The 16,379-nt window shown below is 68.1% G+C and carries 21 protein-coding genes; 12 read left to right on the forward strand and 9 right to left on the reverse strand.

Annotation, left to right across the window (positions count from 1 at the left end):
- Positions 1-9: 9 nt before the first annotated feature.
- Positions 10-1,074, reverse strand: a complete 1,065-nt coding sequence (locus HPO96_RS07335) for a carbohydrate kinase family protein (RefSeq protein ID WP_171672086.1) — start codon at positions 1,072-1,074, stop codon at positions 10-12.
- A 118-nt stretch (positions 1,075-1,192) separates the two neighbouring features.
- On the opposite strand from HPO96_RS07335, the gene HPO96_RS07340 reads away from it, so the two are divergent.
- The 4 genes from HPO96_RS07340 to HPO96_RS07355 all read left to right on the forward strand — a co-directional run bounded on the left by HPO96_RS07340 (position 1,193) and on the right by HPO96_RS07355 (position 3,476).
- Positions 1,193-1,573: a hypothetical protein gene (locus HPO96_RS07340; RefSeq protein WP_337796538.1), complete on the forward strand. Its 381-nt coding sequence runs from the start codon at positions 1,193-1,195 to the stop codon at positions 1,571-1,573.
- Positions 1,566-1,730, forward strand: a complete 165-nt coding sequence (locus tag HPO96_RS07345; RefSeq protein WP_171672088.1) for a hypothetical protein — start codon at positions 1,566-1,568, stop codon at positions 1,728-1,730. Before HPO96_RS07340 ends, HPO96_RS07345 begins: the two co-directional genes overlap by 8 nt.
- Before the next feature lie 85 nt (positions 1,731-1,815).
- The gene (locus tag HPO96_RS07350) at positions 1,816-3,081 is read left to right on the forward strand and encodes an ABC transporter substrate-binding protein (protein WP_171672090.1); all 1,266 of its coding nucleotides are present in this window, start codon (positions 1,816-1,818) and stop codon (positions 3,079-3,081) included.
- Positions 3,081-3,476, forward strand: coding sequence for a cytidine deaminase family protein (locus HPO96_RS07355; RefSeq protein ID WP_171672092.1), 396 nt, complete (start codon positions 3,081-3,083; stop codon positions 3,474-3,476). The genes HPO96_RS07350 and HPO96_RS07355 overlap by 1 nt, the downstream gene beginning before the upstream one ends.
- Positions 3,477-3,478: 2 nt before the next feature.
- Here the strand turns inward: HPO96_RS07355 and HPO96_RS07360 are convergent, their stop codons facing one another.
- From HPO96_RS07360 to HPO96_RS07385, 6 genes are all read right to left on the reverse strand, one after another.
- Entirely contained in the window at positions 3,479-3,616 is a 138-nt protein-coding gene (locus tag HPO96_RS07360) for a hypothetical protein (RefSeq protein ID WP_171672093.1), read from the reverse strand.
- Positions 3,579-3,806 (reverse strand): type II toxin-antitoxin system RelE/ParE family toxin, encoded by a 228-nt coding sequence (locus HPO96_RS39855; protein WP_202885525.1) that lies wholly within the window; start codon positions 3,804-3,806, stop codon positions 3,579-3,581. The genes HPO96_RS07360 and HPO96_RS39855 overlap by 38 nt, the downstream gene beginning before the upstream one ends.
- An 80-nt stretch (positions 3,807-3,886) precedes the next feature.
- A complete protein-coding gene (locus tag HPO96_RS07370) occupies positions 3,887-4,891 on the reverse strand; it encodes a TIGR03842 family LLM class F420-dependent oxidoreductase (RefSeq protein WP_171672095.1) in 1,005 nt (334 codons plus the stop codon).
- Positions 4,892-4,901: 10 nt separating this feature from the next.
- Positions 4,902-6,305 carry a dihydropyrimidinase gene (gene hydA / locus HPO96_RS07375; RefSeq protein WP_171672097.1) on the reverse strand — a complete coding sequence of 468 codons (1,404 nt, stop codon included), beginning with the start codon at positions 6,303-6,305 and terminating at the stop codon, positions 4,902-4,904.
- Positions 6,306-6,316: 11 nt separating this feature from the next.
- Positions 6,317-7,159 (reverse strand): nitrilase-related carbon-nitrogen hydrolase, encoded by an 843-nt coding sequence (locus tag HPO96_RS07380; RefSeq protein ID WP_171672098.1) that lies wholly within the window; start codon positions 7,157-7,159, stop codon positions 6,317-6,319.
- Positions 7,160-7,314: 155 nt separating this feature from the next.
- Positions 7,315-7,494, reverse strand: a complete 180-nt coding sequence (locus tag HPO96_RS07385; RefSeq protein ID WP_171672100.1) for a hypothetical protein — start codon at positions 7,492-7,494, stop codon at positions 7,315-7,317.
- Between the two features lie 129 nt (positions 7,495-7,623).
- Between HPO96_RS07385 and HPO96_RS07390 the strand changes: the two genes are divergently transcribed.
- Both HPO96_RS07390 and HPO96_RS07395 read left to right on the forward strand, forming a co-directional pair.
- Positions 7,624-8,040 (forward strand): SRPBCC family protein, encoded by a 417-nt coding sequence (locus HPO96_RS07390; protein WP_171672102.1) that lies wholly within the window; start codon positions 7,624-7,626, stop codon positions 8,038-8,040.
- On the forward strand, positions 8,037-8,567 hold the full coding sequence (locus tag HPO96_RS07395; protein ID WP_171672103.1) for a TetR family transcriptional regulator: 531 nt from the start codon (positions 8,037-8,039) through the stop codon (positions 8,565-8,567). The genes HPO96_RS07390 and HPO96_RS07395 overlap by 4 nt, the downstream gene beginning before the upstream one ends.
- Here the strand turns inward: HPO96_RS07395 and HPO96_RS07400 are convergent.
- On the reverse strand, positions 8,551-9,684 hold the full coding sequence (locus tag HPO96_RS07400) for a serpin family protein (RefSeq protein WP_171672105.1): 1,134 nt from the start codon (positions 9,682-9,684) through the stop codon (positions 8,551-8,553). The two genes, HPO96_RS07395 and HPO96_RS07400, sit on opposite strands and share 17 nt — an antisense overlap.
- 192 nt (positions 9,685-9,876) lie before the next feature.
- On the opposite strand from HPO96_RS07400, the gene HPO96_RS07405 reads away from it, so the two are divergent.
- Genes HPO96_RS07405 through HPO96_RS07415 form a run of 3 tightly spaced genes read left to right on the forward strand, consistent with a single transcriptional unit; the run spans position 9,877 to position 12,266 of the window.
- The gene (locus HPO96_RS07405) at positions 9,877-10,887 is read left to right on the forward strand and encodes a permease (protein ID WP_171672107.1); all 1,011 of its coding nucleotides are present in this window, start codon (positions 9,877-9,879) and stop codon (positions 10,885-10,887) included.
- Entirely contained in the window at positions 10,884-11,603 is a 720-nt protein-coding gene (locus tag HPO96_RS07410; protein WP_171672109.1) for a TIGR03943 family putative permease subunit, read from the forward strand. The genes HPO96_RS07405 and HPO96_RS07410 overlap by 4 nt, the downstream gene beginning before the upstream one ends.
- A 36-nt stretch (positions 11,604-11,639) precedes the next feature.
- On the forward strand, positions 11,640-12,266 hold the full coding sequence (locus tag HPO96_RS07415; protein ID WP_171672111.1) for a flavin reductase family protein: 627 nt from the start codon (positions 11,640-11,642) through the stop codon (positions 12,264-12,266).
- On the opposite strand, the gene HPO96_RS07420 is transcribed toward HPO96_RS07415, so the two are convergent.
- Positions 12,181-13,104: an EamA family transporter gene (locus HPO96_RS07420; protein ID WP_171672113.1), complete on the reverse strand. Its 924-nt coding sequence runs from the start codon at positions 13,102-13,104 to the stop codon at positions 12,181-12,183. The genes HPO96_RS07415 and HPO96_RS07420 overlap by 86 nt on opposite strands.
- Positions 13,105-13,177: 73 nt before the next feature.
- Between HPO96_RS07420 and HPO96_RS07425 the strand changes: the two genes are divergently transcribed.
- The 3 genes from HPO96_RS07425 to HPO96_RS07435 all read left to right on the forward strand — a co-directional run bounded on the left by HPO96_RS07425 (position 13,178) and on the right by HPO96_RS07435 (position 16,363).
- A complete protein-coding gene (locus tag HPO96_RS07425) occupies positions 13,178-14,086 on the forward strand; it encodes a LysR family transcriptional regulator (protein ID WP_171672114.1) in 909 nt (302 codons plus the stop codon).
- Positions 14,087-14,217: 131 nt separating this feature from the next.
- The gene (locus tag HPO96_RS07430; protein ID WP_171672116.1) at positions 14,218-15,261 is read left to right on the forward strand and encodes a glycoside hydrolase family 5 protein; all 1,044 of its coding nucleotides are present in this window, start codon (positions 14,218-14,220) and stop codon (positions 15,259-15,261) included.
- 85 nt (positions 15,262-15,346) lie between these two features.
- Positions 15,347-16,363 (forward strand): glycoside hydrolase family 5 protein, encoded by a 1,017-nt coding sequence (locus HPO96_RS07435; RefSeq protein WP_238354712.1) that lies wholly within the window; start codon positions 15,347-15,349, stop codon positions 16,361-16,363.
- Positions 16,364-16,379 lie beyond the last annotated feature (16 nt).

The raw sequence follows: 16,379 nt of genomic DNA on the forward strand, positions 1-16,379 counted from the left end.
GGCCCGGGATCAGGCGTCGGAGAGGCGGGCGATGGTGGCGGAGGCTCGGCGGACAATGGGGACGGGGCCGGCGGGGAGGACGTCGCCGATGAAGGTGTAGTGCTCGAGGATGGCGGGGTCCACGTCGCCGGGGCGGTGGCGGCTGTGGTCGCGGACCCAGTCGATGATGTCGCCCCAGCCGGGGGCAGCGAGGGAGCCGCCGAAGTGCTGGACGGAGAGGCCGGCGCAGAGGTTGCCGAAGGCGAGGCGGTGGGCCAGGGGCCAGCCGCGGAGAGTGCCGAGGACGAGGGAGGCGAGGAAGACGTCGCCGGCGCCGGTGGGGTCGTAGGAGCGGACGGGGAGGGCCGGGATGTGCTCCTCTTCGCCGGTGGCCGAGTCGATGGCCAGGACGCCGTCCGCGCCGTTGGTGACGACGGCCAGCGGGACGCGGTCGGCGAGTTTGTGGAGGGCGGCCTTCGGGGTGTCGGTGCGGGTGTAGGCCATCGCCTCGGAGGCGTTCGGCGTGAACGCGTGGAAGCCGTCCAGGACGTCGAGGACGGCGGGCGACCACTCGTCGGTCGGGTCCCAGCCGACGTCGCCGAACAGCAGCGCGCCGGACTGCTTGGCCTCCAGCGTCCAGTCGGGCAACTCGTCGGCGACGGGCACGATCGCGGAGCGGGTGTTCAGCCCGGGACCGACCAGTTTGCTCGGGTTGCCGGGGGCCTCGTGGGCGTGGGTGACCATCGCCCGGTCCCGATCGATCGACATCGAGACGGTGACCGGTGAGTGCCAGTGGCCGATCCGGCGCGAGTGCGAGAGGTCGACGCCTTCCTGGTCGGCCAGGGTGCGCCAGCAGAAGTCGGCGTACACGTCGTCGCCGAAGACCGCGGCGAGCCCGCTCTTCAGGCCGAGCCGGCTGGCGGCGATGGCGAAGTTCGCGACGCCGCCGGGGCACGAGCCCATCCCCTCGGCGAAGATCTCGGTGCCGGTGGTCGGCGCGGATTCGAGGCCGGTGAGCACGATGTCGAGGAACACGGTCCCCTGCACGAATACGTCGTACGTCTCGTCGTTCACGGTGACCTCGCTCCTTGTCATGCTGACTCGCGGGGGCGCGCGAACCTGTCGGTGCCGGATGGAATGCTCCTACGTAACATCATCGACCGGTCAACGGCACGCAGCGGTGAGGAAACGTGATGGTTTGTGAGGTGTCGGCGTGATTCCCGTCTGGATCTCGGTGGTCGGCGTGGTGATGACCGTGCTGAGCCCGCTGCTCGCGCTCGGCGGCGTCATCCTGGGCGCCTATCTGACCCGCAAGTCCGATCGCGAGCTCGACACCTGGCGGCATCGCGAGGAGACGATGCGGATGGTCCGCTGGGCCGTCGAGCAGATTCTCGAGGGCGACGAAGCGGGTACGGACGCCGGTGTCGTCACGCTCCGCTCACTGATGCGGTCGGAGCTGTTACAACCGGAGGACTACGACCTGGTCGCCGCGCTGACCGCGGCCGTGGCGATCGACCGGGTCGGCGCGGCCGCGTACGCTGAGATTGCGGACGCCGAGATCGAGGTCGTCGAAGGAGACGGTGAACATGGCTGAGAAGAAGACCGTGAAGGTCTCCCGCCAAGCCGTGGAGCTGGCCCGCCTGCATGTCGAGGCCGCCCGGCGCGCCGGCCGCAAACCCGACGCGGCCGTGGCCCGGATCGCGGGCGCTCGCCCGGCCGCCGACAACGGTCCCGCTCCCGCTCCTGCCTGACCTGTGGAAAACCCCGTCGCTGGGCCCCTGAAAACCAATAGTCTCTTGGTGGTCAGGTGTTCGCAGGGTGTGACGGAGGCGCAAGATGACGGGATTCAGTCGGCGACAGGTTCTGACGGTGGGCGGCGGGCTGGCCGCGCTGGCCGTGGCGGGGTGTGGCTCCAACACCGGGCGTCCGGCCGACAGCGGCGGCGGTAAAGCAACGCTCTCGCAGTGGTACCACCAGTACGGCGAAGCCGGCACGCAGCAGGCCGTCCAGCGCTACGCCAAGGAGTACCCCGACGCGACCGTCACGATCGACTGGTCGCCGGGCGATTACGACAAGAAGGTCTCGACGACGCTGCTGACCGACCAGGGTCCGGATGTGTTCGAGTACGGCAACGGCCCGACGATCGACATGATCAAGGGTGGCCAGGTGGTCGATCTGAGCGAGCTGCCCGGTGACGCGAAGGCCGACTTCACGCCGTCGCTGATCGCCCGGATGTCCTACCAGGGCAAGCTGTACGCGATTCCGCAGGTCACCGACATGCAGTTGCTCGTCTATCGCAAGAGCCTGCTGAGCGCGGCCGGTCTGCAGCCGCCGCAGACGTTCGACGAGCTGTTCGACGCGGCGAAGAAGCTCACCACCGACAAGGTCAAGGGTCTCTTCGTCGGCAACGACGGCGGCGTCGGCATCCTCGGCGGCCCGGCCCTGTGGTCGGCCGGGCTCGACTACCTGACCGAGGACGGTAAGTTCGGCTTCGACGACCCGCTGGCCGCGGAGGCGCTGAAGAAGCTGCGCGAGCTGTTCACGTCGAAGACACTGCTGCTCGGCGCCCCGACCGACTGGTCCGATCCGGCGGCGTTCACCCAGGGGCTGACCGCGATGCAGTTCACCGGCCTGTGGACGCTGCCGGCCATCGAGAAGGCCCTCAAGGACGATTTCGGTGTCCTCCCCTGGCCCAAGCTGAACGCGACGACCGGTGCCCCGAGCGTCCCCGTCGGCGCGTACGGCGCGTGCGTCAACGCCAAGTCGAAGAACGTGGACGCCGCGAAGAAGTTCGTCAAATGGCTGTGGGTCGATCAGACCGACAAACAGCTCGACTTCGCCCAGTCGTACGGCTTCCACATCCCGGCCCGCAAGAGCCTGGCCGCGAAGGCCGAGAAGCTGAAATCTGGTGTCGGCGCCGACGCGGTGAAGTTCGTCAACGAGAACGGGCACGCCCAGTCGCCCGTCCTCTGGTCGCCCAAGTCGGGGACGGCGTACACCGACGCCCTGAACCGGATCATCCGCAGCGGCTCCGACCCGGCGACCGAGATCAAGGCGGTCAAGTCCGTCGTCGAGGCCGAGCTGAAACGGATCGCCGGCTGATGGAGCTGCACCCGCTCACCGCCGACGACCACGAGCTGATCGAGTTGGCCCGGCGTACGGTCGACGCCAACACCGACGGCCCTGACGGCATCTACACGATGGGCGCCGCGGTCCGCGGCGCCGATGGCCGCACCTACGCCGGTATCAACCTCTACCACTTCACCGGCGGCCCCTGCGCCGAGCTGGTCGCCCTCGGCCACGCCCGCGCCGCCGGCGCCCGCGAGCTCACCACCATCGTCGCCGTAGGCAACGAAAACCGCGGCGTCCAGGCCCTCTGCGGCCGCGACCGCCAAATCCTCCTCGACTACCACCCCACCATCCGAGTCATCCTCCCCGGCCCCGGCTGGGCCCTCGTCACCGACCTACTCCCAGCCGCCTTCCCCTGGCACCCCTGACCTCACGCAACCTTCCAGGTGCGGTCGCCCAGCGTCGCCACGAGCTCGACAGTGCCGCCCAGGGCAGCCACATACGCGCGAATGACGTCGATCCCGGAGACCTCACCGCTCTCGATCTTCAACCAGGATGATCGGCTCACGCGCCGGATCGAAGGCGAAGATCATCCGGATCTCGCTCTGGCCCGATGACGGCGGACGCAGTTCTTTCATGTCGTGGAAGCGGCTGGACTTTACTCGATCAACCAACGGTCGCCCGATGCTCGGTCCAGTGGCGGCCAAGAGGTCGAGGGCTCGTTCGATGTCACCCGTCTCGGGCTCGGTGTCGCACAAGGCGAGAAACCAAGTCTCGACCTCGGGATGAAGACTGATCTCTCAGCTCACCCACCAAAATAACCTACTGACCGTATCGTCTACGCCGAGCGGAAGGTGGGGATGATGTCTTTGGCGTAGGCGGTGAGGGTTTGGTCTTTGGCGTCGTGCTGGAGGTAGACGGCGAACTGGTCGACGCCGAGGGATTGGAGTTCCTGGAGGCGGGCGAGGTGGTTCTCGGCGGGGCCGAGGAGACAGAAGCGGTCTACTACCTCGTCGGGGACGAAGTCGGTGTGGGTGTTGCCGGCGCGGCCGTGTTGGGCGTAGTCGTAGCCTTTGCGGCCTTCGATGTAGTCGGTGAGGGCTTGGGGGACGCCGCTGCCGGCGGCGCCGTAGCGGGCGACGATGTCGGCGACGTGGTTGCCGACCATGCCGCCGAACCAGCGGGTCTGGTCGCGCTGGTGGGCGAGGTCGTCGCCGACGTACGCCGGGGCGGCGACGCAGAAGGTGATCGCATCCGGGTCGCGGCCGGCCTCCTCGGCGGAGCGGCGAACGGCGCCGATCATCCAGGCCGCGATATCGGGATCGGCCAGCTGCAGGATGTAGCCGTCGCCGACCTGCCCGGTCGCGGCCAGGGCCTTCGGGCCGTACGCCGCCACCCACACCTCGAGCGCGCCGTCGTCGACCCAGGCGAACTTCAGCTCCTTGCCGCGGTACGTCACGGTCTCGCCGCGGGCCAGCGCGCGGATCACCTCGACGCTCTGCTTCATCTCCTCGATCGTGCCCGGCTGGGCGCCGAGCGTCCGGAGCGCGGAGTCGCCGCGGCCCATCCCGCAGACCGTCCGGTTCCCGAACATCTCGTTCAGGGTGGCGAACTGGGAGGCGATCACCGTCCAGTCCCGGGTGCCGGGGTTGGTCACCATCGGGCCGACGATCACCCGGCGGGTGTTCGCGAGGATCTGGCTGTAGATGACGAACGGCTCCTGCCAGAGCAGGTGGGAGTCGAACGTCCACACGTAGTCGAACCCGGCGTCCTCCGCCTTGACCGCCAGCTCCACGACCGCGGACGCCGGCGGATCACACTGGAACACCACTCCGAAGTCCACAGCTGCCCCCTCAGACCAAGTACGACGACAGGCCGCGCCGCAGGTACCGGCCGCGGCCCTTCCGGCCATGGTAGTTGCCGTCAGCCACGATCACCTCGCCGCGCGACAGTACCGTGCCCACCCGGCCCTGGATCTCGACCCCTTCGTACGCCGAGTAGTCCATGTTCATGTGGTGGGTGTCGACGGAGATCCGGGTCCGGCCGTTCGGGTCGTAGACGACCAGGTCGGCATCCGAGCCGGGGGCGATGATGCCTTTCTGCGGGTAGAGGCCGAACATCCGAGCCGGCGTCGTCGCGATCGTCTCCACCCAGCGCTCCAGCGACAGCTGTCCGTCGACGACGCCTTGGTAGATCAGGTCGACGCGATGCTCGACGCCGCCGATCCCGTTCGGGATCTTGGAGAAGTCACCGAGGCCGAGCTCCTTCTGGTCCTTCATACAGAACGGGCAGTGGTCGGTCGACACGATCGCGAGATCGTTGCTGCGCAATCCTTTCCACAGGTCCTTCGCATGAGACTCGTGCTTACTGCGCAACGGCGTACTGCAGACCCATTTCGCGCCTTCGAAACCAGGCGCGCCGAGCTGGTCCTCCAGCGTCAGGTACAGGTACTGCGGGCAGGTCTCGGCGAACACGTTGCGCCCGGCGTCCCGCGCCTGCGCCACCGACTCCAGCGCGCCGCTCGCGCTCAGGTGCACGATGTAGAGCGGGCAGTCCCGGGCGACCTCGGCGAGCGCGATCGCACGGCTGGTCGCCTCGGTCTCCAGCGCGGCCGGCCGGGTGATGCCGTGATGGATCGGGCCGGTCTCGCCGCGGGCCAGCGCCTGCTGGACGAGGACGTCGATCGCGATCCCGTTCTCGGCGTGCATCATGATCATCGCGCCGTTCTCCCGCGCGGTCTGCATCGCGCGCAGGATCTGGCCGTCGTCGGAGTAGAACACCCCGGGATAGGCCATGAACAGCTTGAAACTGGTGATCCCCTCGCCGACCAGCTGATCCATCGCCTTCAGCGACTCGTCGTCGACGCCGCCGAGGATCATGTGGAACGCGTAGTCGACATGACAGTTGCCCTCGGCCTTGGCATGCCAGGCGGCCAGCCCGTCCTGCACGACCTCGCCGGTCTTCTGGACGGCGAAGTCGATGATCGTCGTCGTCCCGCCGTACGCCGCCGCCCGGGTGCCGGTGTCGAACGTGTCGCTCGCGGCCGTGCCGCCGAAGGGCAGCTCCATATGGGTATGGGCGTCGATCCCGCCCGGGATCACATACTTGCCGGCGGCATCGATGATCTCGTCCGGAGTGATCGTGCCGCTGAACGCCGGGTCGAGCAGCGCGACGATCTTCTCGCCCTGCACCAGCACGTCCGCGCGCTGCGTCCCGGTCGGCCCGATGACCGTCCCGCCCTTGACCAGTAACGTCATGTCCGCTCCCCCTACGGCTTGGTCAGGTCTCCGTAGGCGTCCGGCCGGCGATCCCGGTAGAACTGCCACCGATCGCGCACGGTGTCGAGCAGGCCCAGATCCAGGTCCCGGACGATCAGCTCGGGGTCGTGGTCGTGCCCGACCTCCCCCACGAACTTGCCCTCCGGGTCGACGAAGTACGACGTACCGTAGAAGTCGTTGTCCCCGTAGTCGGACTCGATGCCGACCCGGTTGATCGCGCCGATGAAGTACTCGTTCGCGACCGCCGACGCCGGCTGCTCCAGCTGCCACAGGTACGCCGACAACCCGCGGCTCGTGGCCGACGGGTTGAACACGATCTTCGCCCCGGCCAGCCCGAGCGCCCGCCATCCCTCCGGGAAGTGCCGGTCGTAACAGATGTAGACGCCGATTCGCCCGACCGCAGTGTCGAAGACCGGGTACCCCAGGTTGCCCGGGCGGAAGTAGAACTTCTCCCAGAACCCCTTCACCTGCGGGATGTGGTTCTTCCGGTACTTGCCCAAGTACTTGCCGTCGGCATCGATCACCGCGGCCGTGTTGTACAGCACGCCCGGCTGCTCCTGCTCGTACATCGGCAGCACCATCACCAGGCCGAGCTCGGCCGCCAGCGCCTGGAACCGCTCCGTCGTCGGCCCCGGCACCGCCTCGGCGTACTCGTAGAACTTCGGATCCTGCAGCTGGCAGAAGTACGGCCCGTAGAACAGCTCCTGGAAGCAGATCACCTTCGCCCCCGCCGCAGCCGCCTGCCGCGCGTACTCCTCATGCGCCTTGATCATCGACTCCTTGTCACCGGTCCAAGAAGTCTGCACCAACGCCGCCCGCACAACCTCCGCCACAAGAGCCTCCCGAAGTCGACAGGCACTCATCCTCCATCCGCACCCCAACAGAGTCAACGGATGTCAGCGGGGCGCCGCCGGGGATGGTCGAGGGGTTGCCGAAAGCGCCGTCGGGCCGGTGGGGAGCCGGACGGCGTCGACGGGGAGGGCGAGGGTCAGAGGACCGCGATCAGGACGACGACCACGACCAGGATGGCCGCGGCGCCGAGGATCGCGAACAGGCGGCCATTGGACTTCGGCTGGGCCGCGGTCTCGCCCTCGCTGACGAAGGCGCGGAACATCTGGGTGTTCGCGCCCGGGTCCTGCTCGTTCTCCGGGAGGTTCTGGTGTGCCATGGCCCCTGACCCTACCTCTAGTGCGGACCCGCAGCGCTGATCAATCGCTGATCTGAAGGCGCGGCGAGCGTGCGCGCGTGGGGTCGCGCACGATTGTGCAGCGGTGGCGGTCCATGTACCGTTTGGTACATGAGGTTCGAGGCGAGTGTCACGGCGCAGGCTCCGGTGGAGCGGGTGTGGCAGGTGTTCAGCGATGTCGAGCGGTGGGCGGAGTGGACGCCTACGGTGACGTCGGTCGAGCGGCTGGACGACGGGCCGCTGCGGGTCGGGGCCCGGGCGCGGATTCGGCAGCCGAAGCTGCCGGTCGCGGTCTGGGAGGTGACCGAGCTGGACGCCGGGAGCTACTTCGCGTGGGTCTCGACGGTCCCGGGGATCCGGACGACCGGCGAACACCGCGTGGTCGCCACCGCGGAGGGAACCGTGATCACGGCGGCGGTCACTCAAGAGGGCCCGCTGGGTTGGGTCTTCGGGAAGCTGTACGCCGAGTTGACGCGGCGTTATGTGACGACGGAGGTCCGCCGGCTCAAGGAGGTCGTCGAAGGGTGAGTCGCGAGACCTTGCTGGCCGATGCGGTCGAGCACTTCGCGCGGCACGGGATCGGCGATGCCAGCCTGCGCGCGATCGCGGCCGGGGTCGGGACCAGTCACCGGATGCTGATCTACCACTTCGGCTCCCGCGAGGGGTTGCTGGCCGAGGTCGTCCGGGCAGTCGAGCAGCAGCAGCGTGAGTTGCTCGCCGAGTTGAGTACGTCCGAGCTGCCGATCGCCGAGCAGTCGGCGCAGTTCTGGCGGCGGGTCACCGAGGCCACGCTGATCTACGGGCCGTTGTTCTTCGAGGTGACGGCGTACGCGATGCGTACCGGCAAGGCGCCCGACCTCGTGCAGGTGTGGCTGCCGCCGCTGGTCGAGCTGTGCGTCAAGGCGGGAATCGATCCGGCCGAGGCCCCGGCGTACGCGCGGCTCGGCCTGGCCGCGGCGCGTGGGTTGCTGCACGACTTGCTCCTCACCGGCGATCGGGAGCAGGTCGACGAGGCGTCCCGGCTGCTCGATCGGTTGTTCAGGCTCCCTCGGTAGGCGCGTCGATCCAGCCGGCGACGATCGGGAGCCGCGACTCCCGGAGTACGGCGGTGAACGCGAACGGGCGATCGAGGACGACGTCCAGCCGGCGCTCGTGCTGGGTGATCATCGCGGCCCGGGTCATCGCCATCGCCGTTACCGCGGCGGCCTCGAAACCGGTCGCGAAGAAGCGCGCGAGCACCTCTTGTTCGGCTTGGCCGATGGCGAGCGGCGTCGGACTGATCGCACTGAAGTGCCCGCGCTCGCCTGGGTTGGTGGTGACGGTCGAGAGGCCGAACAGCTCGCGGTGCTCAAGAAGGTCGTGCGACGCCTCGACGCGGAACGACGGCAGCGACAGCCGGACGTCGGGCTGGGGCGCCGTCGTCCGGCCGATCTGTACGCCGGGGGCTACCTTGCCGTCTCGCCGGATCAACTCGCTGCCCGGTACGCCGTCGCCCGGTCGAGCGGCGGCGTCGAGCAGCGCGTCGAGGGAGCCGATGCCGAGCAGGACGTCGACGTCGGCGTCGCCGCGGACGGTGATCACGGTGACGTCGTCGTACCGGCGGACGGAGTCGAGGTCGGGGTCGGCGCGTTCGAGCCAGTGCCAGGAGCCGGACCAGGCGCCGGACGGGATGCGCTTGATCTGCTGGGTGAACGGGCGGGCCCACGTCGTCCGCAGGGAGAGCGCGGAGGCGAGGACGAGCTGGACGTCGGGGTCGATGTCGACGGGCATCTCGCGGATCAGGCCGGCGGTGTGTTCGGCGGCCCAGGCGTCGAGCCTGGGTTTGTCGATCGCGGGGTCGCCGGTCAGCATCCCGACGAGTGGGGCCGGCATTACTTCGTTGAAGGACTCCGCCAGCTTCAGCCGCTCGCTGACCCAGACCCCCAGCGCGGCATGCAGATCAGGCGACGCGTCGATCGCACCGATCAACGCGGCCGCTGCCTGTGAACCATCGTCCGGCCGAACGCCCGCCGCCGCAGCCAGCTCGGCGCGCCCCGGCTCGTCCGCCGCCGTCGCCAGGATCGCCACCAACGGCCACAACCCCAGCCCCGACACGACCGTGTTCCCCTCCGGCAGGCTCCCCGCCCACCGCCTGGTCAGCTCGTTCACAGCCTTCACCACGTCCGCATCCATACCCACCACACTGCCACGCCCGACCACAGACTTTGCCCGGAACGACGGTCTGGAGGGCTGATCCGGAAGGGAAACCTTCGGCCGCGGGAGATGGCTGAGACGACGAGTATTTGGCGGGATGACGGTGGTTTTCATTTTATTGACGCGGTCAGTACTCGTCCGGGCGCGCTGCGTTGTGTCAGGATTCCGCCCATGAGTGCGCCTGTGGGGGTCGCGGAAAAGGCCGAGAAGACGCCGAAAGAGCCGCTTGGCTCGTCGGTCGTGTTCACGTTGACGTTGGTGCTGCTGGTCGGGCTGGCGCTGTTCGGGCGGCGGATCTTCGCCGGGGCGTTCACCGACGAGACGATCCGGACGTGGGCGACGATGTTCGTCGGCGTGACCGTGCAGGCGCTGCCGTTCCTGGTGCTGGGGGTGTTGCTGTCGGCGGCGCTGACGGCGTTCGTCCCGGCGTCCTTCTTCGCGAAGGCGCTGCCGAAGCATCCGGCGCTCGCGGTGCCGGTGGCCAGCGCGTCCGGGGTGATCCTGCCCGGGTGCGAGTGCGCGTCGGTGCCGGTGTCGGCGGCGTTGATGGCCCGCGGCGTGACGCCGGCCGCGGCGATCGCCTTCCTGCTGTCGGCGCCCGCGATCAACCCGGTGGTGCTCGCGTCGACCGCGGTCGCGTTCCCGGGACAGCCGAAGGTCGTGGTCGCGCGAGCGGTCGCCTCGATGGCGATCTCGATGATCATCGGCTGGTTGTGGCTGATGACCGGCAAGGGCGGCTCGTGGATGCGGATCCCGAAGAACCGGCACGCCGAGGGCACCGGCAAACTCGAGGTGTTCCGCTCCTCGATGCTGCACGACTTCCTGCACGCCGGCGGGTTCCTGGTGGTCGGCGCCGCCGCGGCCGCCACGCTGAACGTGATCGTCCCGCGCGCCTGGCTCGACCACGTCGCCAGTAACCTGCTGCTGTCGGTGCTGGTGCTGGGCCTGCTCGCCGTCCTGCTGGCGATCTGCTCGGAGGCCGACGCGTTCGTCGCGGCCAGCCTGTCGCAGTTCTCGATGACCGCCCGGCTGGCCTTCATGGTCGTCGGCCCGATCGTCGACGTGAAGCTGATCGCCCTGCAGGCCGGGACGTTCGGCCCGAAGTTCGCAATCCGGTTCGCGCCCGCCACGTTCGCGATCGCGATCTTGGTCAGTCTCGGAGTGGGGTGGTGGTTGCTGTGAAGCGCAACGTTGCCGGTCTCGTGATCGTGTTCGTCGGCGCCGCGGTGGTCCAGCTCGCGGTCTCGAACACCTACCTGCGCTACGTCAAACCCGGGATGCGCTGGATGCTGCTGGCCGCCGGCATCATCCTGATCGCACTCGCGGTCGCCGACGTCCTCGCGGACACCCGCAAGAAGGACGAACACGACCACGGTCTCGCGGACGACGGCCACGGTCACCACGGCCTGCCCCGCGCAGCCTGGCTGCTGCTGATCCCGATCTTCGCGCTGCTCGTCGTCGACCCGCCCGCCCTCGGCGCGGCCGCCGCGGAGCGCCAGTCCCCGGTCGCCTCGAAACCGATCCAGCCGAAGAGCAACTCCTGGCTGGCCGACAACCCGTCCGGCGGCCCGGTCCAGCTCCCCGTCCGCGACTACTCCGTCTGGGCGGTCTGGGAGAAGGAGAGCATGAAGGGCCGCTCCTTCGAGCTGTCCGGTTTCGTCACCCCCGGCAAGAACGGCAGCTGGTACATCACCCGGATGGGCCTGAACTGCTGTGTCGCCGACGCGACTGCGTTCATGGTCGAGGCCCGCGGCCAGAGCACCGCCCCGGCCAAGAACCAGTGGGTCAAGGTCACCGGCGAGTGGGCCGAGCCGACCAAGCGCGCGGACGGCGACGTCGCCGCCCTCACCGTCACGTCGGTCAGCCCGATCCCCACGCCCGCCAACCAGTACGAGTAGCCCTCACACAACTCCGCCCCAGGCCGTTCCCTGGGTATGAAGCGCACAGTCGAGCCCAAGGTCCTGTACTTCGGCACGCCGGTCGTCCTGATCAGCAGCCGCAACCCCGACGGCACCACGAACCTCGCACCGATGTCGTCGGCCTGGTGGCTCGGCTACCACGCCATGCTCGGAATGGGGACGAGCTCGCAGACGGTCCAGAACCTCACCGACCGGCCCGAACTCGTCCTCAACCTGGTCGACCCCGCGATGGTCGCGGCCCTGGACCGGATCGCGCTGCTGACCGGCTCCGAGCAGATGTCGGCGTCCAAACGCGCCCGCGGCTACCGCTACGAGCCGGACAAGTTCACCGCGGCCGGCCTGACCCGCTCCCCCGGCGAGCTGACCGGCCTGGACACCGTCGAGGAGAGCCCGATCACCCTCGAAGGACAGATCGAGGCCATCCATCCGATCGGTGACCCGGGCAACCACCTGTGCGCGCTGGCGATGAAGGTCGAGCAGGTTCAGGTCCGGGAGGATCTGCTGCTCGGCGATCGGTACGTCGACCCGCTCCGCTGGGATCCGCTGATCATGAAGTTCACCGAGTACTTTGCCGGTGGAGCTCCGGCGTACGAGTCGTCACTGGCTCGGGGCTGGCAGATGCCGCCGCTGCGGGTCGGATGACGGTGCAGGCCATGCCGCCGATGATGAGCGCGGCGGCAATGGCCTGCTGGACGCCGACGGCCTCGCCGCGCAGCAGCCAGGCCGCGGCCATTCCGACGACCGGGACGAGCAGTGAGAACGGCGCGACCGTGCTGGCGTCGTACTGACGGAGCAGGTAGCCCCAGACGCCGAAGCCGAACAGCGTGGCGACGAAGGCCAGGAAGGCGAGCGCGCCGACTCCGGTCAGGTCGATCCCGCGGAGGGCGTCGAGGTCGGCCTGCGGACCCTCGGTGAGCAGCGAGAGGACGAGCAGCGGTACGACGGCGACCGCGCTCACCCAGACCATGAACCGCAAGGTGTCCTGGGGCTTCGCGGAGCGCGTGATCGTGTTCGAGACGCCCCAGCAGGCGCCGGCCAGGATCACCAGCGCGACCGCGCCGACCGGGGCCGACAGACCGCGGTCGAGCAGGATCACCAGCATCCCGGCGCAGGCGATCGCGATCCCGGCGAGCTGGGCCGGCCGGGGCCGCTCCCGGAGGACGGCGATCGCGAAGACGACGGTGAAGATCACCTGGCACTGCAGGACGAGCGAGGCCAGGCCCGCCGGGACGCCGCGGTCCATCGCGAAGAAGACCAAGCCGAACTTCGCGACCCCGAGCGCCAGGCCGACGCCGACGACGTACCGCCAGGCGACCCGCGGCCGGCCGAGCAGGAACATCGCCGGGACGGCCGCGAAGAAGAACCGCAACGCGGTGAACAGCAACGGCGGGAAATCCTCCAGCCCGACCTCGATCACCACGAAGTTCACGCCCCAGATCGTGACGACGGTGAGCGCGAGGAGGAGGTCACGAGGATTCATGCGGCCAGTCTGAGCCGGGTTTAGACTTAAGCACCAGCACCGATTGCTACCGCCTTCGATGTAGGAGTGCTACATGATGGATCTCGGCCGACTGCGAGCCCTGTACGCCGTCGCGCAGTACGGCTCGATCAACCGGGCGGCCGACGTTCTCGGGTACACGCCGTCCGCCGTCTCCCAGCAGCTCGCGAAACTCGAGCGCGAGACCCGGACGACGCTGATCGAGCGGCAGGGCCGCGGTATCGCGCTGACGGACGCCGCCCGCGAGCTCGCGGCGACCGCGGCGCGCATCCTGGAGCTCGTCGAGGACGCCGAGCTCACCCTCGAGGAACACCGCGGCGAGGCGATCGGCACGCTCCGGATCGCCGCGTTCGCGACCTCCGCGCGCGGATTGTTGCCGACCGCACTCGGCCGGCTGATCGCCGATCACCCGGGTCTCGACGTCCGGCTGACCGAAACCGATCCGTACGACGCCGTCGCGGCCGTCAGCCGGGGTGAGAGCGATATCGCGATCGTGCACGACTGGCAGGACACGCCCCTGACGCTGCCGGAGGGGCTGACCCGGGTGAAGCTCGGGTCGGATCCGGCCGACGTCCTCGTCCACAGCACCCACCGGCTCGCGGGGAAGGAGTTCGTCCGCGCGCAGGACCTGGTCGGCGAACGGTGGATCTGCCAGGTGCCGGGCTCGATCTGTCACGACTGGCTGGTGCGCACGATGCGGCGGGTCGGCGTCGAGCCGGATGTGGCTTGTTCAGTGGCTGAGTACCAGACCCAATTGGCGTTACTTGCCGAGGGCATCGGCATCGCGCTGATTCCGCGACTCGGTCGCGGACCGGTGCCGGACGAAGTGGTCGTCGTCCCGCTGCAGCCGGCGCCGAGCCGGCGGATTTACGCGGTCTGGCGGGAAATAACGTCCCGCCGGCCGGCCATCGCGGTGACGTTGTCGACACTGAAGCGGGCCTGGCCGGAACGCGCCACCGCATGATCGAAAGTGATTACCTTGCGCGACCCGTTGACAACCCTCTGCGCCAACATTAGGTTCCTCTGAAACTATAAGGAAACTTTCCTAATAGTTGTCTGCTTCGTCCCCGCCCCGACGCAGTAGGAGGTCTCCGAATGCAGATTCGCTCCTTGGCCGGCGCACTTCTCGCCGCCGCCGCGCTGTTCCCCGTGCTGACCACGACCGCAACCGCCGCCCCCGTCGCGGAGGCTCCGGCCGCAGCACCGGCCGCCGACACCCCAGTATCCCGCAATGGGCAACTGCACGTCTGCGGTTTGAAGTTGTGCAACCAGAACAACCAGCCCGTGCAACTGCGCGGGATGAGTACCCACGGTATCCAGTGGTACTCCAGCTGCCTGAAGACGGCGTCCCTCGACGCGCTGGCGTACGACTGGAAGGCCGACATCCTGCGCATCTCGATGTACGTACAGGAAGGCGGTTACGAGACGAACCCGCGCAAGTTCACCGACATGGTGCACGGGTACATCGAGGAAGCCACCAAACGCGGTATGTACGCATTGGTCGACTGGCACCAGCTCACGCCGGGCGACCCGAACGCCAACCTGTCCAGGGCGAAGACGTTCTTCACCGAGATCGCCGATCGTCACAAGAACAAGAACAACATCATCTACGACATCGCCAACGAGCCGAACGGCGTCAGCTGGGCCGGGATCAAGTCCTACGCCGAGCAGATGGTGCCGGTGATCCGGGCCAAGGACGCCGACTCGGTGATCTTCGTCGGCACCCACGGCTGGGCCTCGCTCGGCGTCTCCGACGGCCGCAACGAGTCCGACATCATCAACAACAAGATCAACGCGACGAACCTGATGTACACGTTCCACTTCTACGCCGCGTCGCACAAGCAGGAGTACTTCGACGCCCTGTCCCGGGCCTCGAACCAGATCCCGATCTTCGTCACGGAGTTCGGCACCCAGACCTACACCGGTGACGGCGGCAACGACTTCACCTGGTCGAAGAAGTACCTGGACTTCCTGAAGAGCAAGCAGATCGGGTGGACCAACTGGAACTTCTCCGACGACTTCCGCTCCGGCGCGGTCTTCAAGCAGGGCACCTGCGCGGGGAACAGCTTCACCGGGACGGGCCCCCTGAAGCCCGCCGGCGTCTGGATCCGCGATCGCATCATCAACCGCAACCTGTGAGATAGCATCACTCCTGCGCGGGCCGCAGCCCGGCCCGCGCAGGATCCCACTTCGTCCCCGCCATGACGCAGTTGGAGGCAGTACCTTGATCCGCTCCCTTGTGGCCGGCGCCATGATCGCCGCAGCTACCTTGGTCCCGGTCGCCACCGTCCAGGCGGCGCCCACTGCGGACACCCCCGTTTCCCGGAACGGGCAGCTCCACGTGTGTGGGCTGAAACTCTGCAACGAGAACGACCAGCCCGTGCAACTGCGTGGGATGAGCACGCACGGCATCCAGTGGTACTCCAGCTGTCTCAAGAAGGCGTCGCTGGACGCCCTCGCGACCGACTGGAAGGCCGACATCCTCCGGATCTCGATGTACGTCGCCAAGAAGGAAGGCGGCTACGAGACCAACCCGCGCAAGTTCACCGACATGGTGCACGGCTACATCGAGGAGGCCACCAAGCGCGGGATGTACGCGCTGGTCGACTGGCACCAGCTCGACCCGGGTGACCCGAACCTCTACACCGCCAAGGCGAAAACCTTCTTCGCCGAGATTGCCGAGCGGCACAAGGACAAGAACAACATCATCTACGACATCGCCAACGAGCCGAACGGCGTCAGCTGGTCGAAGGTGAAGTCGTACGCCGAGCAGGTGATCCCGACGATTCGGGCCAAGGACCCGGACAGCGTGATCTTCGTCGGCACCCACGCCTGGTCGTCCCTCGGCGTCTCCGACGGGCGCACCGAGGCCGACGTCCTGAACAACAAGATCAACGCGTCGAACATCATGTACACGTTCCACTTCTACGCGGCCTCGCACCACCAGGAGTACTTCGACGCCCTGAGCCGGGCGGCCGCGAAGATCCCGATCTTCGTCACCGAGTTCGGCACCCAGGACTACGCCGGCGAGGGCGCGAACGACTTCACCTGGTCGAAGAAGTACCTGGACTTCCTCAAGAGCAAGCAGATCGGCTGGACGAACTGGAACTTCTCCGACGACGAGCGGTCCGGAGCGGTCTTCAAAGAGGGCACCTGCGCGGGGAGCAGCTTCACCGGTACGTCGAAGCTCAAGCCGGCCGGGGTGTGGATCCGCGAGCGGATCATCAACCGCAACCTCTGATCCCGCCGCCCACGCT

Source organism: Kribbella sandramycini, assembly GCF_013131805.1.
Taxonomy (GTDB): domain Bacteria; phylum Actinomycetota; class Actinomycetes; order Propionibacteriales; family Kribbellaceae; genus Kribbella; species Kribbella sandramycini.